Source organism: Bacillota bacterium (genome assembly GCA_013178045.1).
GTDB lineage: Bacteria > Bacillota > Ch66 > Ch66 > Ch66 > Ch66.
Map to the genome: position 1 here is coordinate 18,641 of JABLXP010000001.1, position 24,126 is coordinate 42,766.

Below are 24,126 nucleotides of genomic sequence, written 5' to 3' on the forward strand. Positions count from 1 at the left end.
ATGATTTTAGAAGCGCGGGTGGCCTTGATAACAGGCGCTTCACAAGGGATTGGGCGGGCAATCGCTCTTGAACTGGCGAAAGCCGGTGCCCGGGTAGTCGTGAACTATTACCCGACCGAACAAGCGGCTGCCGAAGAGGTAGTCGCGGAGATCCACGCTAATCAAGGTGAAGCGATGGCCTTCGGGGCTGATGTTAGTAAGAGTGAAGATGTCGAGACAATGATCAATGAGGTGGTCAAACGATTTGGTAGAATCGATATCCTGGTTAATAATGCGGGGATTACCAGGGATCAACTTTTATTGCGGATGAAAGAGGCTGACTGGGATGCGGTGTTGAACACCAATCTCAAGGGAGTTTTCAATTGCACCCGGGCGGTGGCCAGACCGATGATGAAGCAGCGGAGTGGGGTGATCGTGAATATTTCCTCCGTGGTTGGTCTCAAAGGGAATGCCGGCCAGGCCAACTATGCCGCAGCTAAGGCGGGCGTGATTGGGTTCACTAAATCGGTGGCGCAGGAACTGGGTTCGCGAGGAATCCGGGTCAACGCGGTGGCCCCAGGCTACATCATAACGGCGATGACAGAAAAGTTATCTGATGAAGTCCGGACGGCCATGCTTCAGCAGATCCCGCTGCAACGGTTAGGTCATCCAGAGGATGTCGCGCGGGTGGTCTTATTTTTAGTCTCTGATGCGGCGGGATATATTACTGGGCAGGTCATAAACGTAGACGGTGGCATGGTTATGTAAGAGCAGTGTTGGAAGGAGGTGATGATGTGCAAATCTTTGAAAAAGTTAAGGCGATCATCGTTGAACAATTAGGTGTAGAAGAAGATGAAGTAACGATGGATACATCGTTTGAGGAACTGAATGCGGATTCCCTGGATATAGTAGAGCTAATAATGGCATTAGAGGAAGAGTTTGATCTCGAGATTCCTGATGAAGAGGCAGAGAAGATCAAGACGGTGGGGCAAGCAGTAGAATACATAAAGAATGCATTGGCAGAGTAGAGAAGTGGTCCCGTGGAATTGCCTACGGGACCCTCTTTAGATACCCGGGAAAACAATGGAGGATATAATAGTATGAAATTACCTGCGTTAAATATCGGTAATCTGGTAGCGAGAATTCCGATCATCCAGGGAGGAATGGCTGTTCGTATTTCTACCTCTTCACTGGCGGCGGCAGTGGCTGAAGAAGGTGGAATTGGCTTGATTGCGGCGACCGGCATGGCCGCCGACGAATTGCGGCACGAAATCAGGCGGGCTCGTGAATTGACATCCGGCATTATTGGTATTAATGTCATGTTTGCTATTCGGGATTTTGCTTTGTTAGTTAAGACAGCCATCGAGGAAAAGATTGACCTGGTGGTGACAGGGGCTGGTTTTTCCCGGGATATCTATGATTGGGGTAAACAAACGAAAACACCGATTGTTTCGATTGTTTCCTCGGCAAAGTTGGCTAAGTTGGCTGAGAAACTGGGTGCGGCGGCGGTCGTGGTGGAAGGCAAAGAAGCCGGTGGCCATCTAGGTACTGACCGTTCGATGAAGGAGATTGTGCCAGAGGTTAGGGAAGCAGTCAATATTCCAGTGATCGCTGCCGGTGGTATTATTGATGGGCAAGACATTGTTGAAGCTTTTCGCCTTGGGGCCAATGGAGTACAGATGGGGACTCGTTTTGCGGCAAGCGTAGAGTCCGGCGCTTCACTAGAGTTTAAACAATTATATCTCAACGCTAATGGTACGGTACTGATCAAAAGCCCAGTCGGGTTGCCAGGGCGGGCGATTATGAATAGTTTTGTCGAACGCATCCTGGGTGGTGATCTACCCAAGCCGACTAAATGTGATCATTGCCTAAAGCAATGTTCTTATACTTTCTGTATCTTGAAAGCACTTAATAATGCGCAGAAAGGTAATTTGCTTGAGGGGTTGGTCTTTTCAGGAGAGAACGTTCACCGGATTAAGGAAATTCTGTCGGTCAAAGAGATTTTTGCCCGACTTAAACAAGAGATTAACAGTATTCTTGGAGAATGAGGTGCGATATGACAAATCGAGTGGTAATAACCGGGCTGGGAGTTGTCTCGCCGGTTGGGATCGGCAAAGACCAGTACTGGGAAGCTCTGAGCCAGGGACGTTCCGGGATCGACCGGGTAACAGCCTTTAATGTCGACGACCTGCCGACCAAAATTGCCGGCGAGGTACGCGATTTCGATCCCAGTTTGTATTTGGATAAAAAAGAAGCTAAGCGCATGGACCGCTTTACCCAATTTGCGGTGGTGGCGGCGCAAATGGCGATTAACGACGCCGGGTTGAATATGGCTGATGAGGACCCGTACCAGGTTGGCGTGATCCTGGGGTGCGGCATTGGCGGTATCGCCACAATAGAGGACCAGGCCAGAGTCTTGCGGGAGCGTGGCCCGGGCCGGATTAGTCCGTTCTTTGTGCCAATGATTATCAGCAATATGGCAGCCGGCCAGATCTCAATAAATCTTGGAGCCAAGGGGCCAAACACCACGATTGTGACCGCCTGTGCCTCTTCAACCAACAGTGTGGGTGAGGCCTTTAAATGGCTGCAGCGAGGTGGTGCCCAGGTGATGATCGCGGGCGGGACTGAGGCCTCAGTTACCCCGCTGGCTTTTTCCGGTTTTTGCGCCATGAAGGCGATGTCCACCAATAACGAGCACCCGACAAAGGCCTGCCGGCCGTTTGATCTCAAGCGTGATGGTTTTGTGATGGGGGAAGGAGCGGGCATCCTGATCCTGGAGACTTTAGAGCATGCGCAGAGACGTGGCGCGACTATTCTGGCGGAAGTAGTCGGGTACGGTGCTACGGCTGATGCTCACCATATCACGGCCCCAGCACCGGGTGGCGAAGGCGCGGCGATGGCGATGGCGCTGGCTTTGGCTGATGCTGGGCTTAAACCTGAAGAGGTTGATTATATTAATGCTCACGGTACAGGGACGGATTTAAATGACCGTTTTGAAACAGAAGCAATTAAGCGAGTTTTTGGTGAACATGCTTATAAAGTCGCGATTAGTTCAACCAAATCCATGACCGGTCACCTTCTAGGGGCAGCGGGGGCAGTTGAACTGATTGCTTCTGTCCTGGCCATCCAAAATAGACTGGTACCGCCAACAATCAACTACGAGACTCCGGACCCCGATTGCGATCTGGACTATGTTCCAAACACTGCCCGGGCGATGCCGGTGAAGGTAGCCATTTCAAATTCGTTTGGTTTTGGGGGACATAACGCCACGGTAGCGATCAAAAAATATGAGGCTTAATGAAGATTACATTTAGATAATATCACAAAGCCCGTTAAATCGGGCTTTGTCACTCTGCTAAAGGTGAGAAAACAGTGGACCAAAAACGACTGCTTCAACTCCGTGAATTTCAAAAGACCTGTGGTTTATTAGATGCCCGGCCAACTCTACTGAATATTGCTCTGACCCACCCGTCCTATGCTTATGAGAACGCCCATTTGGGCTGGGAGCATAATCAGCGGCTGGAGTTTCTCGGGGATGCAGTGCTCGGTTTGGTCGTCGGCGCGTATCTTTACCTCACCTATCCACACAAGCCAGAAGGTGATTTAACCAAGATTAGAGCAGCAGTTGTCTGTGAACCAACTCTGGCCAAAGTCGGGCGAGAACTAGGGATCGGGAAATATCTGCTGTTGGGCCGGGGAGAAGAAATGAACGGAGGGCGCGAGCGGCCATCAATTCTGGCTGATGCGGTCGAGGCGGTCATCGGGGCCTTCTATCTATCGGTGGGGTTGGCGCCGGTCCAAGCATTTATTTTAGGTCATCTGGAAAAAGATATTGCTAAAGTAGCGGAGGGCAATTACGGCGACTACAAAACTGCTTTGCAGGAGCTGGTGCAAAAACAAACAGATGAAACGGTAAATTACCGGATTATTGATGAGTATGGCCCCGATCACGACAAACGGTTTGTCGCCGGCGTGGTATTTCGCCAGCAAGTGTTAGGCCAGGGTGTCGGACGAACCAAGAAAGAGGCTGAACAAAAAGCGGCACGGGCAGTTCTGGAACGGGAGGATCTGGTGTTGTGGTTACGTGCCCAGCCGAAGAACAATGAGTAAGCAGTACTACATTATTCCGATTTTTGTGCCCCACCTGGGCTGCCCTCACGCCTGTGTTTTTTGCAACCAGCGCAAGATTACTGGCCAGACCACTTTGCCAACGCCGGCAGAGATAAAACAGACGATTTATTCATACCTGCAGACTATCCCAGTGAAAAGTAACAAGACGATTGAAGTGGCTTTCTACGGAGGGAGTTTTACCGCCCTACCCGTGGAACAGCAGCTTGAATTGTTAGAGCCAGCTACTCAAGTCTGGCGAAGTGGTCAGATCGACGGGATCCGCATTTCGACCCGACCAGACTGCGTGAGCGGGGAACTGCTGGCCTTACTTCATCGCCAAGGAGTACTTACCGTAGAGTTAGGAGCGCAGTCATTAGACCCGTCAGTGCTGCTTGAGTCAAAAAGAGGACATACCCCGGCGGACATCATTCGCGCCAGTCAGTTGGTGCGGCAGGCTGGATGTCGGTTGGGTATTCAGATGATGATCGGATTACCTGGGGATACCCGAGATAAAATGTTAATGACTGTCCGGGGAGTAATCCGGCTGGCCGCCAATTTTGTCCGAATTTACCCTGCTTTGGTATTAAAAGATACGGTTCTTCATAAACTTTACATGACCGGAAACTACCAGCCGCTGTCCTTGAGTGAGGCGGTAAACTGGTCTAAGGATGCGTTGATCTTGTTCAGCCAGATGGGGATCCCGGTCGTTCGGCTAGGACTCCAGCCAACAGAAACCTTGATGGCTGAGGGCGAGGTGGTTGCGGGTCCCTTTCATCCAGCTTTTGGCGAACTGGTGTATTCGGCGTTGGTCGGAGAACAGGCTGCGGAACTGCTTAGACGATGGTTAACTAAGCTTGATCCCAGACCGAGTGGGGTGGTTTTATTCACTCCGCCCCAGCAAGTTTCACCGCTGGTCGGACATTACCGTGGAAATATTAAACGAATTCAAGCAGCTTGGGGACTCCAGGAGATCAAGATTGAACCATTAAAGGAGTTACCGGCTCTAGCGATCGGGGTAGCCGCAGCGGGACAAAAAATTCCGCACATGATTTTAACTAGAGAGGAATTTTTATCCAGTTATCGAATAAAATAATTTTATAAGGGAAGATGTTGTACTACATTCAATTCAAGATAGGGAGGAATCACCTGTGGAAGTACTAAAGGTGTCAGCTCATTCCAACCCAAAGTCTGTAGCTGGGGCGCTTACGGCGGTATTGCGAGAAAAAGGCCGGGCGGAGATCCAGGCCGTGGGAGCCGGCGCAGTTAATCAAGCCATTAAGGCCATAGCCATTACCCGGGGGTTTATCGCCCCGAACGGAATCGATCTGGTTACGATACCGGCGTTCGTGGAGATCGCGATTGACGGTGAAGAACGGACAGCCATTAAATTCATTGTTGAACCCCGTTGATTCGGCCAGTAGACAAATATAATTAATTTCATTTAAACTGCCGTAAACAACAGCAGTTTTTTCTTTGCAGACCCCGTGCCGCTGATGCGGCGCCAACAAGAAATGAAAATATTGCGCTACTGTTTGAGGTCAAGCGATGTGGGACGTGGCTAACGTTATTTAAGGTGGGAATTGAGCATGAGGGATACAATACTGCAATTAATGAGCCAGCGACAAGGAGAATACATTTCTGGTGAGGAACTAAGCCGCCGGCTGGGTGTTAGTCGGACCGCCGTCTGGAAGCATATTCAGGCCTTGCGGGAGGAAGGATATGTGATTGACTCGCAACCACGTTCAGGCTATCGATTGCTTGAAAGGCCGGATTTGTTGTTACCGGGTGAAGTCCAGGCGGGCTTGCAGACGCATGTCTTTGGCCGGCAGTTTCATCACTACGCTGAAGTGGGTTCAACCAATGATGTGGCCAGAGAACTGGCCAATGAGGGGGCGCCGGAAGGAACCGTCGTGGTGGCGGAAAAGCAAACCAGGGGGCGAGGGCGGCTGGGGCGGAACTGGTTTTCTCCGTCAGGTCAGGGAATCTGGTTTTCGGTTATCCTGCGGCCACCTCTGGCACCGTCGGAGGTAACCAAGATCACGCTGGTGGCCGCGGTGGCCGTGGCCAGAGCGCTGCGCGGCCTCACGGGGCTGGACGTTCGCATCAAGTGGCCGAATGACCTGCTGGTAGGTGGGAAAAAGCTGGTCGGGATCCTGACGCAGCTTAACGCCGAAGTGGAGAAGATCAACTACGTGGTGATCGGTATCGGTGTCAACGCTAATGTAGACATGACCGCGTTTCCCCCGGAAGTGCGCACCATCGCCACCTCGATCCGGGTTGAACTGGGTCAACCCTTCTCCAGGGTAAAGATACTGCAACGGATCCTGGAGGAACTGGAAACGGCTTATCAGAGTTTTATCCACGGCGGTTTTCCATCGCTGCTCCAGGAGTGGAAACAACTGTCTTATACCCTGGGCCGGTGGGTCAAAGTCACCCAGCCGACGGAAGAGGTTGAGGGACTGGCGACTGATGTCGATGAGGACGGATGTTTGGTGTTGCGTTTGGCGGACGGCTCGTGCCGCCGGGTCATCGCGGGGGACGTTTCGTTTTAGGTGTTGCGTTTAGAACGAAGGAGAAAAAGGACATGTTTTACGGGCGGGGTTCCATGAATCCCGCCCTTTATGCGATTGCCAGCGAGTGAGTGGCCAATTCCAAACAAGGGGCCGAATTCCTTATTCTCCAATTCTTTAATTCTTTACGGCCCCTCAAAAATCCTTTTTTGAGGTGGTCATGATGCTAAAAATTCAAGATAATCAAATAAACATTTGGGAGAGTATCCTTCCCGAGTCGGTAAAATCATTACCAGATGAGTTGGCCAAAGTGGATAAAATGCTTGACGATCCCCGTTTTATGCAACCGTTTATAGAAAAATTCAATACCAAAAGAGGCAGGCCAACTCTGGCTATTGAAACCTTTTTGCGGTTAATGTATTTGAAACAGCGCTATAAACTGGGTTACGAAAGTCTGATGAAAGAAGTCGGTGACAGTATCACCTGTCGGCTGTTCTGCCGAATCGCCCTCGATGAGGAAATGCCAGATTCCTCAACGCTCATTAAGGCCCGTCAACGGTATGGAGATGAAGTAGTCGAACAACTGAACGAAATTTTAGTACTCAAACTGAAAGAAGACAAAATCCTTAAAACCCGCGAACTGCGGGTGGATACAACCGTAGTTGAATTCGACATCCATCATCCAACGGACGCTGTTCTATTACAGGATGGCGTTAAGGTGATTACCCGAATGGTCAGCAAGGTCTGCAAAGTTGCTTCCCATGCTGCTCAAAACTTTGTTGACCGAACTGGGGAAGTTAAACAAAATATTTTATCCATTGCCAAGTTATTGCGACGCCGGACCCAGGAGTCCTGGGAAGATCTTAATGCAATTACCCAACAAGTAACTGGGATTACAGAAAAAGTTTGTAACGAAGCCCTTGATGTCATTAACCTGAAACGAAAAGTACGGTTTGAGTCGCAGCCGGTACAGGGGACTTATCGGCTCAAGGACCTGGGTTGGCTTCGGTATTTGGGCTTATAACCTAACAAGAGCGGCTCAAATTGCCAAGTAAGGATCAAACAGAGCCGAAACTGATATTAAAACCAAGCGCTGAGTTCATTAGATGAATACAAGTTGTATTAAAAAAGTTACTTTTTTAGGAGAAACTAATTAGTGAGTGCAAAGATTTTTTTGTATAGCCAATTTTCTTGTCTAACATCATGGTACATGTTACCATTAAGACAGGCCGTAGTTCCAAAATATTGACGGGGTTACGGTAGTTTCAAACGGGCCTGCCCACAGGGTCTGAAATCGCTTGGACAACGCTGCACGTTGCCTATATATCCACTAGCCCCGGCTACTACGGTCCGTCGAAGGCTCCCTCAAGGACATTGTAGACAGGTTGCCAGTACATGCCGATGCTTTCCATAGCAACGTGACGGCAATTTCCCGACTCAAGCCAGACCCGCAATTCATCCAAACCTGGCAGCAAAGTGGAAAATGTCCTGATTTCTTTTTTTGATCGGGGGATGAATGGCGGCTTAGTTTTTCTCTTTGGTCGTGCTATAATTTAAGCAGATCGGAGGAGATGTTGAATGCAGACGGTAACACTCAAAATAAAGCTCCTGCCACCCAACAAAGAAAAGCTGGAGAAGATGGCCCGCATGCTGGAAACCTACCGCCAGGCGTGCTCCTGGTTCCTGGAGCAGGCCGAAATCTTGAACACTACCAGCCGGGCACATTTAAACCACCAAACCTACCGGCAGGCAGGTAAGCTGTTCGACCTCAACCGGGGCACACTCCAGTGCGCCATGCTTAAAGCCCTGTCCGCTAGGCGCTCCTACCTTTCCCGCAAGCAGAGAGGCAAGAAAGCCAGTCTGCCCAAATTTGAGAAAACAGTCCCGGTAATGGTGCGGCAGGACTGCTACTCCCTTCACCAGCTCCCTTCTGGAACGTGGGTTATCAAATTTCCTGTCTCCTCCGGCCGGAGCCAGATAGCCGTACCCCTTGCTGCCTCTGCATACCACGCCAGAAGACTCCAGGACCTGGCAGGAGGTTCCTGCCGTCAGGGGTCAATGGAGATATGGCGAGGTAAAGATGGCAAGTGGTACGTTAGTATATCCATTGTTTATCAAACTGGTTTCAACGAGCCAGGCAGTATAATTGGGGTCGATTTTGGTATCGTCAAACTAGCTGTTCTGTCCAATAATGTATTCTTTGACGGCCGCCAGGTAAGATGGCGCAAAGAACGCTGGGCAGAGCGACGCAAAGCACTTCAGCGTGCAGGTTGGCTTTCCCGTGTCAAAAAAGAAGCCGGTCGTGAACGCCGTTGGATGCGGTATATCAACCACTGTATATCAAAGCGTATTATTGAAATAGCAAAGGCTGAAGGGAAAGCTATTGCTTTAGAAAACCTTCTGGGCATCCGTGAGCGTGTCAAGGGCTCCAAGAAGTTCAACCGGATGATGTCCGGGTGGAACTTCCGGGAGCTGGCCTCGTTCATTGAGTACAAGGCCGCTCTTGCTGAAGTGCCTGTAATCTATGTCGACCCCAAAGAGACTTCCAAAACCTGTCCGCGGTGCGGGAATGTTTCCCACTACAACCGTAAAACTCAGGGTTGGTTCAGGTGTACCAAATGCGGCTACCAGTCCGATGCGGACAGGGTTGGGGCTTTGAACATTGCCGCCAGAGCGCTCGATGCTCTCGGGGCATGACCCTGGGAGAAAGGGGAGCGTGACACCCCTTAAGGCCAAGGTGATGATCCGGATCATCCGGGGAATGCTGGCTAACCTGCGGCGAAAGCCGTCATCCCGCGATGGAATGCCCCTCAATTCATTGAGGGGAGGATGTCACTTAGAACATGTGTTTGGAGTTGATAGCATGCGCGCCATCCTGCTCTGCGACCTGAACGCTTTTTTGCCTCTGGGCACCAGTCTCTGGAGCCGGACCTGAAAGGGAAACCGGTGATCATCACCGGTGACCCGGACAAACGCCGGGGAATTGTCATTGCGGCTTCATATGAAGCGAAGAAATTCGGCGTGAAAACGGGATGCTGGTTTCCGAGGCGAAGGGAATCTGTCCCCAGGGGATATTCCGCGTCTCCGATTACCCCAAATATATCCGGTATTCCACCCGGGTCCTGGCGATTTTCCGTGAATTCATCCCGCTGGTTGAACCGTTTTCCATCGATGAAGCGTTTCTGGATGTAACGGGCTGCGAGAAACTATTCGGCCCGCCGGTGGAGATCGCCAGGAAAATCAAACAGCGCATCCGCGTGCCGCTCCTGGAGCTGTCCGAGTACGTGGCTGCCCGGGCCCGGGAACACGGCTACAAGGGAAGGACGCTGGCAATAACCATGCGCGACTCCAACCTGACCTTTCTGCACCGGGTCAAAACCCTGCCACATTATACCGACCTGGCGGCAGACATATACAAGGCCGCGGTCTTTTTGTGGCGAAAGCACTGCTCAACCGGTTGGCGGGTGCGGCTGGTCGGGGTAGGCTTAGGGCACTTGAAAAGAGGTGCGCCCGAACAGTTGCAGTTTTTTATTGACCGGGAGAAGGTCCACCAGGCAGAAGAAGTCTGCGATCGGCTCAGGAACCGCTGGGGAAAAATGCGATTTTCAGGGGAGTTTCGCTAACCGGGGCCGGTGTGGTAAATGGGCAGTAACAGGCTCTGGGAAAGTCATCGCTTGATTCTGCCCGAGATGCGCGAAAAAGCCCTCCACACCTGCGGCGAGTGCCGGTTTTTCGTCGAGATCCAGGGCCGCGAAGAAACCCGGTTCGGGTGCGTGGTTAGCATATCCCGGTATGGGGATTTAAAACGAAGAGTGCCGCGGCGCCTTCACGCCGCAGAAATTCTGAGGCAAGTTGGGAAAGAAGGTTTGCAAAGGATCATCAGATGTCATGATCCAGAGGCGCAGTCCTGCGCTTTGTTTCAGAAAAGATTATGACTTCCAGGATTTTTGGGGTAAAATGTCCCGCATCAATCAGCTTCAGGTTTTCGTCGATCGAGAAAAACTACGGCCGAATGGAAGAAAAGTCTGCACCCAGATCAACACGACAGCGAAAGGGATTCTAGCTTATTCAAAGCCCGTATTTTTTCATTTTCCGCCAGAGGGTGCTCCGGTCAATTCCTAAGGCAGCGGCGGTTTTACCCTTGTGCCCGCCGTTTAGCATGAGTGCCTGGCGAATTACCTCTGCCTCGCTGGAACGGTTAATTACGAGGGGGAGAATAGCGGAATTTGAGGGAGCGGAGGGTTGCTTTTGCCAGATCTCTTTTGGGAGATGTTCAGGACCGATCGTATGTCCTTGACAGACCACAAAAGCGTATTCAATGATGTTTTCCAGTTCCCGGATGTTGCCAGGGAAATGATATTCCATTAAGCAGCGCAGAGCCGCTGGGGATATACCGGTGATGTTTCTTCCCCGGCGCAGGTTGAAGCGCCGGATAAAGTGGTCGATTAAAAGGGGGATGTCCTCCCGCCGCTCAGCCAGCGACGGCAGTTCAATCTTAACCACGTTCAGCCGGTAATACAGGTCCTCGCGAAAACTGTTTTGGCGGACCAACTGGAGCAGATCCCTGTTCGTCGCTGCAATTACCCGCACGTTCATTTTGACTGTTTTGGTTGCTCCCAGAGGGGTATACTCTCGCTCTTGGATCGTCCGCAGCAGCTTAACTTGAAAAGCCGGGGAGATTTCTCCGACTTCATCCAGAAAGATGGTTCCCCCTTCAGCGAGGGTAAAACGCCCTGGTTTGTCTTTATCAGCGCCAGTGAAAGCGCCTTTAGCGTATCCAAACAGCTCGGACTCAAGCAAAGTATCCGGCAGCGCACCGCAGTTTACGGCCACGTAAGGGAAGGATTTTCGTGGACTCAGGTTGTGGATCGCCCTGGCGATTAGTTCTTTGCCTGAGCCACTGGGTCCTTGAATCAATACATTGCTATCACTTTCAGCTATTAGAGGAAGCAGGTTAAAAATCTGGATCATTTCGTGGTTTTTACTGACGATGTCCTCAAAAGTATATTTCTGCAATAATTGCTTGCGTAGTTCCTCGATAGTTGAAAGATCTCTAAAGGTTTCTACTCCACCAACTACCATGCCGTTTTCATCCCTTAAAACCGCGGTGCTGATGCTGATTGGCACGATATTGCCAGCTCGATCGATTATATTTACATGTTGATCAATGATTTCTCGGCCGGTGGCCAGTGTTTCTTTGAGCGCACAGTTTGCCTGACAGATATTGGCGTGAAAAACCTCGAAGCACATCTTACCAACTGCTTCTTCGCGTGACATACCAGTAATTCTTTCTGCCGCCCGGTTAAACGAGGTAATGCGCCAATCCAGATCGACCGTGAAAATTCCGTCCGCGATGCTGTCTAATATTGTCTCCAGGTGTGAAGGCTGATTGTTTAACGTCATTGCTTCTTCTCCTTTATATAATATAATGCAATATGCAATATTATTGTAGCATCCTATGTTGCGATATGCAATTATTATTGGGTTTAGGGGAAGCAACTGTAGTCTCGGGCTGTGGAAAAGCACCTTTAGTAAGGGTATTTATCGTGAGGTTGACGCATGATGAGGGTATTGATATTCTATGAATAGCATGAGGGGCGACTTGGTTTGCATTAAAAACTTGCTTAAGATTTTAAGTGTTCAGGAGGAATGGGGTTAGGTCGAACAAATGGCTTTATTAAAGCGGTTAGAGATTCAAGGGTTTAAATCATTCGCCGATAAGCTGGACCTGGAGTTTGGTCCTGGGGTGACCGTGGTTGTTGGGCCGAATGGTTGTGGCAAGAGCAATATTACTGATGCCATCCGTTGGGTGCTGGGGGAGCAAAATGCCCGCAGCCTAAGAGGCGAGCGTATGGAGGATATTATTTTTTCCGGCAGTGATAGGAGGCGCCCAGTTGGGATGGCCGAGGTGTCGCTCACGATTGATAACGCGACTGGTTTTTTACCCGTGGAGTTCAGTGAGGTCCGGGTCACCCGACGGCTGTACCGGTCGGGGGAAAGTGAATTCCTGATCAATAAGACCCCCTGTCGCCTGCGAGACATCCAGGAACTGTTTATGGATACTGGTCTGGGCCGGGGAGCGCTGGCGATAATTGGCCAGGGAAAGATCGAAGAAGTCTTAAATTCTAAGCCGGAAGATAAGAGGCTGATGCTCGAAGAGGTCGCCGGGATTACCAAATACCGATTCCGGAAAAAAGAAGCGATGCGCAAGTTGGAGGAGACGGAAAGGAGTCTGCTACGCATTGGCGATATCATTCGAGAATTAGAAAATCAGCTTGAACCGCTTCGGATTCAGGCTGAGCAAGCCAGAAGGTACAAACAATGCCGTGAGCGCATCAAAGAACTGGAAATTAATTTATGGACCCATGATCTGGAGAAACTACAGCGTGACTGGGAAATGGTCGAGGCCCAACTTGTGGCCTGGAGGAAGGAAGCGGCTGAACAGGAAAAACTGGTGACAGGTTTGGAATCCAGTGTATCTGAATACCGTCGGGATCTGCAAGCACAGGATCAGCAGATCAGCGAACAGCAACAAAAAGTTCACCAGTTGAGTCAGCAGCGGGAAAGATGCGAGGCCTCGATCCGTCTGGCCGAGGAACGCTGGCAGAATATTACTGACCAGGCCTATGCACTGACGGAAGAGATAGAGGAACTCACAAACCGGTTGGCTCAGCTAAAGGAAGAATACGGGCTGGAAGAAGGAAAGGTTGCTCGATTGAAGGAGGAGTTGGCGAAATGGGAGAGGGAACTCACCTGTTTGGAGGTAGATTTGAGACAAGCTGAAGCGGAAGTGGTGGCCGGTGAGGCTTCTCTAGAGGATGGAAAAAGTGAGTTGATTGAAATATTAAACGCTTTAGGCAGCTGTCGTCACGAATTGAAGCAGGTGGCGTTCAATCGGGAGAATCGCGTCCGAAAACTGGCGGAATTACAAAAAGCCAGAGATAACTTTTTCTTCCAGAAACAGGAATGGGAAAAACGTATTGCCCAGGAAGAAGCCAGATTAAACCAGGGACAAACACAAGTAGCGGCATTAGAGCGACAGCGAACAGCCCTTGAGGGGCGTAAGGCCGAAGTTACCAAACGGGGCCAGGCAGAACAACAGGTAATGCGCAAACTAAAAGAACAACTGCAGTCGACCAGGTCAAGACTGCGTGTTTTACAAGAAATGGAGCAGGATTTTGAGGGTTATAACCGCTCTGTCCGGGAGGTTCTGCGTTCACAAAAAAGAGGTGAACCACTGACCCAAGGAGTATGTGGTGCGGTAGCGGAACTGATTAAAGTCCCAGCGGGACTGGAAAAAGCCATCGAGGTTGCCCTGGGAGGAGCGCTGCAGTACCTGGTAACGGAAAACGATCAGGTGGCGAACCGGGTGATACAGTTACTCAAGGCTAGAAACTGGGGCCGTGCCACCTTTCTGCCGCTCAATACACTAACGGTCAAACCATCTATTATTAACTTAAAACAGACCGGCGCAGGGTTTCTGGGCCGGGCTGCTGACCTGGTCGCGTTTGAGTCACGCTACCAAATAGTAGCCGAATTTTTGCTGGGGCGGGTTCTGGTCGTGGAGAACCTGGAGCAGGCTCTTGAACTGGCTCGTCAGACTAAATTCACCTGGAAAGTTGTCACAACGGCCGGGGAAGTGGTACACCCAGGTGGTTCAATCACTGGCGGAAGCCAGCCGCTGCGTGATTCAACCTTGCTTGGACGAAAGCAGGAACTGGCCGAACTCAAGAAGCTGGTTGACAACCTTGAGCTGGAAGTTCTGGCAGGCCAGGAACGGGAGAAAAAAACGGAACACGAGTTAAATGAACTGGATGAACAGTTGAACCGTATTCAGGAGCGGATTCACACCTGGCAGATCGAACTGGCTGAACGGCAGAGAGACGTGCTCTACCAGCGGGAAGAGCTGCGTAAACTTATGCAACGCGGCGATGTTTTAACCTATGAGGAATACGATATTAAGGAGCAGGTGCAGAAAGATGACCAGCATCAGAAGGAATTAAGCCAGAAAATCACAGAATTGGAATATCAACAGGTACAACTGGAGCACCAGATCGCATCGACTCAGCAGTATTTAAAGGACAAACGTCGGTTAGTTCAGGAACTTCAGGCGCGGATTATGGCGGCTAAGGTAGACATGACGGCATTAGACAGAGAATTGCAGGGTTTGCTCAGGAGTTTGGAGCGGTACTGGCAGACACAAAAAGAATATGAACAGGATCATCTGGTTAAACAGCGGCGTTTGCTTGAGTTGAAACAAAAACAGGTCAGCCTGCAAGAAGTGATCACTCAAGAACAGGTTCGCTTAGCCCAGATCATGGAGGCAGAACAGAACGCCCGGGAGAAGTTAAGGTTTTTCCACACCCAGCGGACTGAACTGGCCAGTCAACTTGCTCAGGCGGAAGAAGAATGGCGGGATGGGCAGAAGCACCTGACTGATTTGCGCAGTCAGATTCATCAGGCCGAACTAAAAGCCGGTCGCTTAGAAATGGAGATCCAGAGCAATTTGCAGCGGATAATGGAAAATTATGGATTAACCTTTGAACAGGCTCTGGCCAATCAGACGGAGCTGGTGAACCGTCGAGAAACGGTTGAAGAGATCGCGACCAGACGAGATGAGTTGGCAGCGATGGGTGAGGTATATCTGGGGGCGATCGAAGAATATCAGCGCCTCAATGAGCGTTTGGATTTCTTGAGGAATCAGCGCGTGGATCTGGAAGAGGCCAAGCAGGCTCTTTATCAAGTGATTAGCGAAATGGATAGTTTAATGATTAAGAAATTTACTGAAACCTTTAATGAGGTTAATGCTCACTTTAACGATGTTTTTCAGGAGTTGTTTGGGGGTGGTCGAGCTGAACTACGGTTGGCTGAACATCAGAATATTTTGGAGAGCGGGGTGGAAATAATTGCTCAGCCACTGGGGAAGAAACTGCAGCAATTGTCCCTTTTATCGGGCGGCGAGCGGGCGCTGACCGCAATTGCCCTTTTGTTTGCTATTTTGCGTACCCGGCCAAGCCCGTTTTGCGTCCTGGATGAAATCGAGGCAGCACTTGATGAGATTAATGGAGAGCGGTTTGCTCAGTTCCTCACCGAGTACGCTCACCAAACGCAGTTCTTGGTGATTTCCCACCGCAAGCGAACGATAGAAGCGGGGGATGTGCTCTACGGGGTGACCATGGGGGACAATGGAGTGTCCAAACTGGTTTCCGTCAGATTGGCGGACGTTTTAGAGAAGGTCAGTTAAGCATTAAACCAGGTGTATCCAAACATTTGGAACACCTTTTTATTTTTTTTATTTTCTCTATTTTCGCCTCAAAGTATTTCCCTCCACTATTTGGCGGATACTAAGGAAGATTGGATTTCAGTTAACCCGGGAATGATGTTTCTAATGATGTTTCTATAGAGGGAGTGGCAGAGTATGGGAAGCCGTCTTTATGTGAGTGTCTTGTGGCACATGCACCAGCCTTGTTACAAGGACTTGCGCCAGGGCCGCTATATTCTGCCGTGGGTTCGGCTCCACGGAATAAAAAGTTATTATGATATGGGCAAAATTGTGGCCGAAGTTCAAGGGGCGAAGGCTAACTTTAATTTTGTGCCCTCACTTTTGGTGCAGCTGCTCGATTACGCTGGTGGTGAAGGCCGTGACCTTTATTTGGAGTACACGGAAAAAGACCCGAGCGAGATGACCTATGGGGAAAAACTTTTCTTGCTCCAAAATTTTTTCCACGCTAATTTTGATAATCTGATCAGACCGTATCCGCGCTATCTCCAACTTTGGGAGAAACGAGACGGCTATGACTCCTGGGAGCATAAATTAGCCCGTTTTAACCACCAAGATATCATGGATTTACAGGTGTGGTTTAATTTGGCCTGGTTTGGCTATTTACCTAAGACCCGGGACCCGGAACTAAAAGAGCTAATTCTTAAAGGGGAAAACTACACGGCCGGAGACAAAGAAGTGATAATTAATAAGCAGCGACAGATCATCAGGGAATTGATTCCCCTGTATCAGCAACTCCAGGCTGAAGGGGTGGTTGAACTATCCACCACACCGTTCTATCACCCCATTTTGCCCCTGCTGTGTGATACCTGTGTGGCCAGAGAATCCCAATCTGATGTTCCTTTGCCAGCTCAACGGTTTGCTTTTCCAGAGGATGCTGACCGGCAGATTAGGGAGGCCATTGAATTCCATCAAGAGATTTTTGGAACGCGACCGGCCGGTATGTGGCCCTCTGAGGGCGCAGTTAGTCGAGCGGCTCTTGAACTCATGGCTACTAATGGAATTAGTTGGACGGCTTCTGATGAAGAAATCCTGGGGAGGACTTTGTATCAACAGGGGTTTTGTGATTGGGACAGCCGAGAATGGCTGTATCAGCCCTATCAACTGGAACTATCGGATGGCAGCTTGAATATCTTTTTCCGTGACCATCACATATCGGATCTGATTGGCTTTGTATACCACCGTTGGCATACCAATGATGCCATTGGAGACCTAATACACCGTTTGCGGCAACTCAAAGGGCACTTGCCGGATGGCCGTTCCCACCTGGTCTCGATTATTCTGGACGGGGAGAACGCCTGGGAACATTATCATAATAATGGGTATGATTTTCTCACCGGGATTTATCGGGCCCTGGTTGATCATCCAGAACTTGAACTGGTTACTTTTTCTGAATATTTAGCCAGATTTGGTACGCACCAGACACTGCGCACGATCTTCCCCGGCTCCTGGATCGGGGCAAATTTCGCGACCTGGATCGGGCAAAAACCCAAAAATCGAGCTTGGGAATATCTGGCCCGAGCACGGAACGATCTGGTTAGACTCAGCCGACAGCAACCTGCGTCAACTGAAGATCAGGAACTGGCCTGGCGGTCGATGTTGATGGCGGAGGGGAGCGACTGGTTTTGGTGGTTTGGCGATACCCATTCCAGTGCGCTGGATGCTGAATTTGATGAACTTTTTCGTCGTCATCTAATCAATGTCTACCGCAGTTTTAATTGGGAACCGCCAGCCTTTCTCGAACGGCCGGTGGCGGAAACCGGTGCCATCGATCTGGTCAATGAGCCGGTAGGCTATATTTGGCCGGTAATCGATGGACGGGAAACCAGTAGCGATGAGTGGCTGGCGGCCGGTTCATTAGACCTGACCAAAGGTAGCGTGACTATGCAGCGGGCCAACTATTTATTTGAAAGGCTGTGGTTTGGATTTAATGATACGTACCTGTTTATCCGCCTGGATGGGGCGGGTTGTCAGTGGCTGAAGGGGGCTGAACCAGATTTGCGTGAATCTTACGGAGAAGAGCCGCGCATTATTTTTCAAGTGGTCCACGATAACAGTTATCTAATTGAGGTTTGTGCTCAGCCAGGTAAGCTTGAGCAGTCAGCGAGGATGAAGGTGGAACTGCGGCGGCAAACTGATGGAGCAGCCGAACATGTGACTACAATCAAGCAGTTTGGCTTAGAGCAAGTCTTAGAATTGGCTATTCCACTGTCTGACCTTGGTCTGGTTGGGCCAAGGAGATTTGCGTTAGCGGTTATTATCGCCAATGAGCGGGGCGAACTTGAAAAATGGCCGGCCGGCGCCCCTCTCTGGATTAACTTGCCTGGCCTGAATACAACCAGCGAGTCAAGATTTTCAGCAGGAGGACGACCCCAGTATGAATAAGGTACAACTTCTGTTCGGCATTCACTGCCACCAACCCATTGGTAATTTTGATTTTATTTTTGAGAACGTCTATCAGCATTCCTATCGACCGTTTCTGGAGGTACTGTGTAAGCACCCAGCGGTTAAGGTTACACTCCATTATAGCGGGGGCTTGCTTGAATGGATCGAAAGAAATCATCCCGACTGGTTTGATCTCGTTCGGGGATTAACGCTGGCCGGACAAGTGGAACTGCTCGGGGGGGGATTCTACGAGCCGATTCTGGCGGCGATTCCCGAACACGACCGCGTGGAACAGGTGAAGTGGCTGTCTGAGTATCTTAATGATAAATTCGGCCAGCGGCCCCGGGGAATGTGGCTGGCCGAGCGGGTGTGGGATTCCGCGATCGTTAAATCAATCAGACGGGCCGGCATCCAATACGTTCTGGTTGACGACTATCACCTGATCAGCGCAGGGCTCAGCCAGCCGGAACTGCATGGTTATTATCTAACCGAGGAAGAGGGACATACGTTAGCCGTTTTCCCCATTGATGCTAACCTGCGTTACCTGACCCCGTTTCAGCCGCCGGAAAAAACTATTGACTATTTACGAGAAATCGCCCAATCAGGTGAGTCTGCTTGCGCTATTGTGGTAGATGATGGAGAAAAATATGGCAGCTGGCCGCACACTTTTGCCTGGGTTTATGAGCAGGGATGGCTCGAACAGTTTTTCTCACTGCTGGAGCATAATCAGAACTGGGTGGTTACGGCTACCTTTTCTGAGGTAATGGCACAGCAGCGGCCGCTGGGCAGGATCTATCTTCCCACGGCGTCTTACTTTGAAATGGGCCAGTGGTCTTTACCCGCTAACCGTGCCAGACAATTTAGCGAGGTTCACCGGGAACTGGAAAACAACTGCCAGCTAGAGCGGTTTCGTCCCTTTATCAGAGGGGGTATTTGGAAGAATTTTCTTGTTAAATATCCGGAAAGCAACAATATGCATAAGAAAATGCTGTATTTGAGTGAACGCCTAAAAAGCCTGCCGGCTGGTATGGCCAGAGCAGAGGCCGAACGGGAACTCTACCGGGGTCAGACCAATGATGCTTATTGGCACGGAGTCTTTGGCGGGCTCTACTTACCTCATCTCCGGCATGCCATCTACCGGCACTTGATCGCCTGCGAGCAAGTACTGGACGCGAGGGAAGGGAAGACCACATTAAGTATGGAAATGCTGGACATTGATAAAGACGGGGCAGCAGAAATTGTCATCGCCGGCCCCGCCTACACCTGTATTCTGACACCAATCAGCGGCGGACAGATGTATGAGTTCAGTGTCAAGGAACTGAAAACCAATATCCTCAACACACTGTCGCGCCGGTTTGAGCACTACCACGCCCAGCCTCTGGACATGTCTGCCCCGGCCGAGGAGGACGGGATTCCCAGCATCCACCACCACGAAGGCCAGGGAGAGGCCGAATGGCGTCGCGAGTTGTACTACGATCGCTATGAGCGCCGTTCATTTATTGACCATTTCTTTGCTGACCAGGTCAGTCTGGCGGAATATGCCACCGGTCAATATGTCGAGAGCGGAGATTTTGTGGCTGGTGAGTACACTGTGCAGATGGCGTCAGGAAAAGAAGGCGGGGTTATCTTACAGCGTCAGGGCCGGCTAAAGCATGCTGGGTGGGAACAGCCCATTATGGTTTCTAAGACTTTTACCTTTACTCCCCAAAAGTGCCAGCTGCGGGCTGAATATCTGGTGGAGAACTGCAGTGAAACACCGGTCAACGTTACATTCGGGATCGAGTTTAATTTATCCATGCCGGCTTGCGGCTCAGAGTGGGGGCAATATCAGCTAAATGGTGAGCCCCCCGAGCCAAGTTCGCTGGCCAGTTGGGGCGAGGATGAAGGAGTGAAACAGGTCAGTCTGGTGGACCGGATTATGGGTGGTCAGGTTACTCTGTCCTGGGACCAGCCAGCCTGGTTATGGCGTTGGCCGGTTGAGACCGTCTCGCAGTCAGAGCAGGGCTGGGAAAAGACGTACCAATCTTCAATGGTTATGCCCCGGTGGAAGCTGGAACTTAAACCAGGGGAATCTTGGCGGGTTAATCTGAACTGGGTAGTTGAAAACCTGGCTGATGAATGGCACTAGTCCCCAGCACCGGTAAGATTTACTTTTTATTCACCATTCGACTATGATACAATATCACTTAAGGTTGAGGTTTTATTTCCTTAACCTTTTCATTTAATGCAGGTCTTTATCAGGTTAACGAACTAATGGCTATTAGTTAGAGAGGAGAATGAATAATGGGCATATTCAACTGGTTGAAAGAGGGGCTGACCAAGACCAGACAGAGCCTAGTGGGTAAAGTTGAGGACATCTTGAGTCTCCATAAAAAAATCGATGAAGAACTTTTTGAGGAATTGGAAGAAGTGCTGTTGCAAGCTGATGTGGGGGTCAACACTTCCCTGCGGCTGATCGAACAGATGCGGGCTGAGGTTAAGACGAGGAAAATCAGTGATTCTGCCCAGTTAAGAGACATTCTCAAGGAGCAGTTGCACGAAATCCTGAGTGTGGCTAACGTCTCAATAGGCTTACCGGCCCAGGGAGTTGGTGTCATTATGGTGGTTGGGGTCAACGGGGTGGGTAAGACCACGACCATCGGTAAATTAGCTTACCGCTTTCGTCAGGAGGGGAAAAAGGTTTTACTGGCGGCGGGTGATACTTTCCGCGCGGCGGCGATTGACCAGCTAGAGATTTGGGGACAGCGCGTGGGGGTGGAAGTAATCAAACACCGTGAAGGAGCCGACCCGGCTGCCGTGGTGTTTGATGCGCTCCAGGCGGCGCGAGCACGTAAGGCTGATCTATTGATTATTGATACCGCTGGACGGCTGCACACGAAAGTTAATCTGATGGAAGAGTTGAAAAAAGTGCGGCGGGTTATTGAACGGGAATACCCCGGGGCACCTCACGAAGTGTTGCTGGTTCTGGATGCAACTACCGGCCAGAACGCTGTTTCCCAGGCCCGGCTGTTCACCCAGGCCACCGGCGTGACGGGTATTGTGCTAACCAAACTCGATGGTACGGCGAAGGGCGGGATCGTTGTCGCCATTGCGTCTGAACTGCAAATCCCGGTGAAGTTCATCGGCATCGGGGAAAAGCTTGATGACTTAAAAGAGTTCTCAGCGTCAGAGTTTGTGGATGCCCTCTTTGCTGAGGCGTAGCATTTTGTCACTTTCTTTGCGGTAAACAGCGGCTGGTTGCAGTCGATCTTTTAAATGTCCTGGGTGTGTCGTGAGGCATGGGTGGTTGGCGGAAAATATGCTTATGTTTCTACAAAATTTATGGTGAAGGGATGAGTGGATCATGGGTGTTCCATACGCAATCATTGGGGGGACCGGGGTCTATGACCCCCAAATTTTAAGTAATATCAGGGAAGAAGTTATCCCGACTCGCTATGGAGAAATCACGGTCAAAATTGGCACGTATGCGGGAAATGAGGTGGCTTTTCTGCCTCGCCATGGGGAGAAGCATTCCGTTCCCCCGCACCTGATTAATTATCGGGCGAACATCTGGGGATTAAAAGAGCTAGGTGTCAAAAAAATCATCGCGACGGCGGCTGTCGGTTCATTAAATGAACAGATGCGGCCCGGAGATTTCGTGCTGGTGGATCAGTTCCTTGATTTTACGCACGGGAGGATTCAGACTTTCTTTGAAGGGGGTGAGCACGGAGTTGTCCACGTGGATCTGACCTTTCCCTACTGTCAAGAGTTGCGGGAAGTACTGGCCCAAGCGGCCCAGGAAATTGGCCTGACCGCCCACTTTGGCGGAACCTACATCTGTACTCAGGGGCCCCGGTTTGAAACCGCTGGAGAGATCAGGATGTTTCAGAAATTGGGGGGCGACTTGGTGGGGATGACGACTGTTCCCGAGGTTGTTTTAGCTAGAGAAGCGGGAATTTGTTACGCGACCGTGGCGATGGTCACCAACTTTGCGGCCGGTATTTCACCGACTAGACTAACTCATCAGGAAGTTCTGGACGTGATGAAGCAGAACGGAGAAAATCTGCGCCGATTAATTATGCAGGCGGTGGCTAAACTAACCGAGGAGCGCTACTGTGACTGCGGACAAATTCTAGAGGAGGTTAAGCCATGAAGGCCCTGGAATGGACAGGAGACTGCTTAAAACTGCTGGACCAAACCAAGCTGCCTCTGAAAACGGAGTTTGTTTCCTGTCAGGATTATATCACCGTTGCTGAGGCCATCCGAACAATGCAAGTACGAGGAGCGCCGGCCATTGGGGTGGCAGCGGCTTTCGGACTGGTCCTGGCTGCCAAACAGTATACCGGCCAGAACCAGTCCGAACTGGTGGCTCTGGTAGAACAAGCGGCCGATACCTTGCGTCGGACCCGCCCGACGGCGGTTAATCTGTTCTGGGCGATTGAACGGATGCTGGCTAGGCTGGAAACGGAAAAACAAGCCCCGGTAGACGAGATTAAAGCTGGCCTGGAGGCGGAAGCCAAAGCCATTTTGGCAGAGGATATCGCCATGAACCGGCGAATCGGCGAGCTTGGCAGTCAGTTGGTGCCGGTTCAGGCCAGAATTCTGACCCACTGCAATGCGGGTGCGCTGGCTACTGGAGGATATGGGACTGCTCTGGGAGTAATCCGCTCGGCGCATCAGGTGGGTAAGGTGGCTGAAGTCTACGCCGATGAAACTCGACCGTTGCTGCAGGGGGCTCGCTTGACTGTCTGGGAGCTGTTGCAGGACCAAATCCCGGTGACTCTGATCGCGGACAATATGGCGGGCTATTTGATGCAGCAAGGCAAGGTTGACCTGGTAATTGTCGGAGCTGACCGCATCGCGGCCAATGGAGACGTGGCGAATAAGATTGGGACCTACAGTCTTGCTGTTCTCGCCCATGCTCACGGGATCCCCTTCTATGTGGCTGCCCCAGCCTCAACGCTTGATTTGTCCTTGTCCACCGGGGCAAATATTCCAATTGAAGAGCGCCATCCGGAAGAGGTGCGCCACGTGTTCGGCCAGCGGATCGCCCCGGTTGACGTAAAGGTGTACAATCCAGCCTTTGACGTAACCCCGAACCGTTTAATTACTGCGATCATCACTGACCGCGGCATCGCGCGTCCACCTTATGAACAGAGTCTGGCCGAGCTGGTCGCCGTCGAACGGGGTGGGCAAAGTGGGTAATGATCAACTGGTGAAGGCCAAAGAGCTGGTTGGGAAAACCGCACGGCAGATGGCAGAGGCTGGCCTGGTGGTTGGGACCTGGGGCAATGTTAGCGTGCGGGTTCCGGACACGGATTGGGTGGTAATTACCCCGAGCGGCATGAGCTACGCCACCCTTAAACCGGAAGATATGGTCGTGGTTGATTTAACCGGGCGGATAGTGGAGGGTTGCCGCCAACCCTCCATTGAAACTCCTTTACATGTAGCCATCTACTTAAACCGGCCAGATGTTGGTGGAGTAGTCCATACCCACAGTGTTTTTGCCACAGCTTGTGCGGTGGTGCGACAGCCAATTCCAGTAATCACCGAGGAACTGGCCCAGGTCGTGGGCGGCCCGGTCGTGGTCGCCGAGTATGCCTTGCCCGGTAGTGGTGAGTTAGCGCACGCGGCTGTCACCGCCCTTGACCAGCGGGGAGCGGTTTTGCTGGCCAACCACGGTTTGGTTGGGGTCGGGCGCAGGGTTGATGAGGCTCTGACGGTGTGCCAGGTGGTGGAGAAGGCAGCTCAGATCTTGTTGTTGGCGCAGGGGTTAGGGAGGCCCTGTGTGCTGGCTGAGGCTGATGTTGTCCGTCTCCATGACTATTTTCAGCACCGCTACGGACAGAGGTGAAGCCATTAACAGGTAAGAAGGGAAATAGA

Annotated in this window: 18 protein-coding genes and 3 pseudogenes; 19 read left to right on the forward strand and 2 right to left on the reverse strand. The window is 51.1% G+C overall.

The annotated features are described in order from the left end of the window. The 9 genes and pseudogenes from fabG (at position 1) to HPY81_00150 (ending at position 7,533) form a co-directional block, all read left to right on the forward strand. Positions 1-747 (forward strand): 3-oxoacyl-[acyl-carrier-protein] reductase, encoded by a 747-nt coding sequence (gene fabG / locus HPY81_00110; protein NPV25865.1) that lies wholly within the window; start codon positions 1-3, stop codon positions 745-747. A 26-nt stretch (positions 748-773) separates the two neighbouring features. After that, entirely contained in the window at positions 774-1,007 is a 234-nt protein-coding gene (gene acpP / locus HPY81_00115) for an acyl carrier protein (protein ID NPV25866.1), read from the forward strand. 72 nt (positions 1,008-1,079) lie between these two features. Further along, on the forward strand, positions 1,080-2,027 hold the full coding sequence (locus tag HPY81_00120) for a nitronate monooxygenase (protein NPV25867.1): 948 nt from the start codon (positions 1,080-1,082) through the stop codon (positions 2,025-2,027). 8 nt (positions 2,028-2,035) lie between these two features. Then, positions 2,036-3,277: a beta-ketoacyl-ACP synthase II gene (gene fabF, locus HPY81_00125; GenBank protein NPV25868.1), complete on the forward strand. Its 1,242-nt coding sequence runs from the start codon at positions 2,036-2,038 to the stop codon at positions 3,275-3,277. Positions 3,278-3,315: 38 nt separating this feature from the next. Next, the gene (locus HPY81_00130) at positions 3,316-4,089 is read left to right on the forward strand and encodes a ribonuclease III (protein ID NPV25869.1); all 774 of its coding nucleotides are present in this window, start codon (positions 3,316-3,318) and stop codon (positions 4,087-4,089) included. After that, positions 4,082-5,182 carry a radical SAM protein gene (locus HPY81_00135; protein ID NPV25870.1) on the forward strand — a complete coding sequence of 367 codons (1,101 nt, stop codon included), beginning with the start codon at positions 4,082-4,084 and terminating at the stop codon, positions 5,180-5,182. Before HPY81_00130 ends, HPY81_00135 begins: the two co-directional genes overlap by 8 nt. A gap of 55 nt (positions 5,183-5,237) precedes the next feature. After that, positions 5,238-5,498 (forward strand): stage V sporulation protein S, encoded by a 261-nt coding sequence (locus tag HPY81_00140; GenBank protein NPV25871.1) that lies wholly within the window; start codon positions 5,238-5,240, stop codon positions 5,496-5,498. Between the two features lie 177 nt (positions 5,499-5,675). Further along, entirely contained in the window at positions 5,676-6,641 is a 966-nt protein-coding gene (locus tag HPY81_00145; protein NPV25872.1) for a biotin--[acetyl-CoA-carboxylase] ligase, read from the forward strand. A 181-nt stretch (positions 6,642-6,822) separates the two neighbouring features. Next, positions 6,823-7,533: pseudogene (locus HPY81_00150) on the forward strand (transposase). Positions 7,534-7,948: 415 nt separating this feature from the next. Here HPY81_00150 and HPY81_00155 read toward each other — a convergent pair. Then, positions 7,949-8,101, reverse strand: a pseudogene (locus HPY81_00155) (IS110 family transposase). A 76-nt stretch (positions 8,102-8,177) separates the two neighbouring features. On the opposite strand from HPY81_00155, the gene tnpB reads away from it, so the two are divergent. The 3 genes and pseudogenes from tnpB to HPY81_00170 all read left to right on the forward strand — a co-directional run bounded on the left by tnpB (position 8,178) and on the right by HPY81_00170 (position 10,534). Beyond that, entirely contained in the window at positions 8,178-9,296 is a 1,119-nt protein-coding gene (gene tnpB / locus HPY81_00160; GenBank protein NPV25873.1) for an IS200/IS605 family element transposase accessory protein TnpB, read from the forward strand. Positions 9,297-9,462: 166 nt separating this feature from the next. Continuing rightward, positions 9,463-10,251: pseudogene (locus HPY81_00165) on the forward strand (hypothetical protein). Then, complete coding sequence (locus HPY81_00170) at positions 10,241-10,534, forward strand: hypothetical protein (protein NPV25874.1); 294 nt, start codon at positions 10,241-10,243, stop codon at positions 10,532-10,534. Before HPY81_00165 ends, HPY81_00170 begins: the two are co-directional and overlap by 11 nt. Positions 10,535-10,667: 133 nt before the next feature. On the opposite strand, the gene HPY81_00175 is transcribed toward HPY81_00170, so the two are convergent. Continuing rightward, positions 10,668-12,002 carry a sigma 54-interacting transcriptional regulator gene (locus HPY81_00175; protein ID NPV25875.1) on the reverse strand — a complete coding sequence of 445 codons (1,335 nt, stop codon included), beginning with the start codon at positions 12,000-12,002 and terminating at the stop codon, positions 10,668-10,670. A gap of 265 nt (positions 12,003-12,267) precedes the next feature. Between HPY81_00175 and smc the strand changes: the two genes are divergently transcribed. The 7 genes from smc to HPY81_00210 all read left to right on the forward strand — a co-directional run bounded on the left by smc (position 12,268) and on the right by HPY81_00210 (position 24,097). After that, a complete protein-coding gene (gene smc / locus HPY81_00180) occupies positions 12,268-15,843 on the forward strand; it encodes a chromosome segregation protein SMC (protein ID NPV25876.1) in 3,576 nt (1,191 codons plus the stop codon). A 174-nt stretch (positions 15,844-16,017) separates the two neighbouring features. Then, entirely contained in the window at positions 16,018-18,264 is a 2,247-nt protein-coding gene (locus HPY81_00185; protein NPV25877.1) for a glycoside hydrolase, read from the forward strand. Then, the gene (locus HPY81_00190) at positions 18,257-20,392 is read left to right on the forward strand and encodes a DUF1926 domain-containing protein (protein NPV25878.1); all 2,136 of its coding nucleotides are present in this window, start codon (positions 18,257-18,259) and stop codon (positions 20,390-20,392) included. The genes HPY81_00185 and HPY81_00190 overlap by 8 nt, the downstream gene beginning before the upstream one ends. A 155-nt stretch (positions 20,393-20,547) precedes the next feature. Further along, positions 20,548-21,465, forward strand: a complete 918-nt coding sequence (gene ftsY / locus HPY81_00195) for a signal recognition particle-docking protein FtsY (protein NPV25879.1) — start codon at positions 20,548-20,550, stop codon at positions 21,463-21,465. A 142-nt stretch (positions 21,466-21,607) separates the two neighbouring features. Next, positions 21,608-22,396, forward strand: a complete 789-nt coding sequence (gene mtnP / locus HPY81_00200) for an S-methyl-5'-thioadenosine phosphorylase (GenBank protein NPV25880.1) — start codon at positions 21,608-21,610, stop codon at positions 22,394-22,396. After that, on the forward strand, positions 22,393-23,448 hold the full coding sequence (mtnA, locus tag HPY81_00205; protein NPV25881.1) for an S-methyl-5-thioribose-1-phosphate isomerase: 1,056 nt from the start codon (positions 22,393-22,395) through the stop codon (positions 23,446-23,448). The genes mtnP and mtnA overlap by 4 nt, the downstream gene beginning before the upstream one ends. Beyond that, complete coding sequence (locus HPY81_00210) at positions 23,393-24,097, forward strand: class II aldolase/adducin family protein (protein ID NPV25882.1); 705 nt, start codon at positions 23,393-23,395, stop codon at positions 24,095-24,097. The genes mtnA and HPY81_00210 overlap by 56 nt, the downstream gene beginning before the upstream one ends. Positions 24,098-24,126 lie beyond the last annotated feature (29 nt).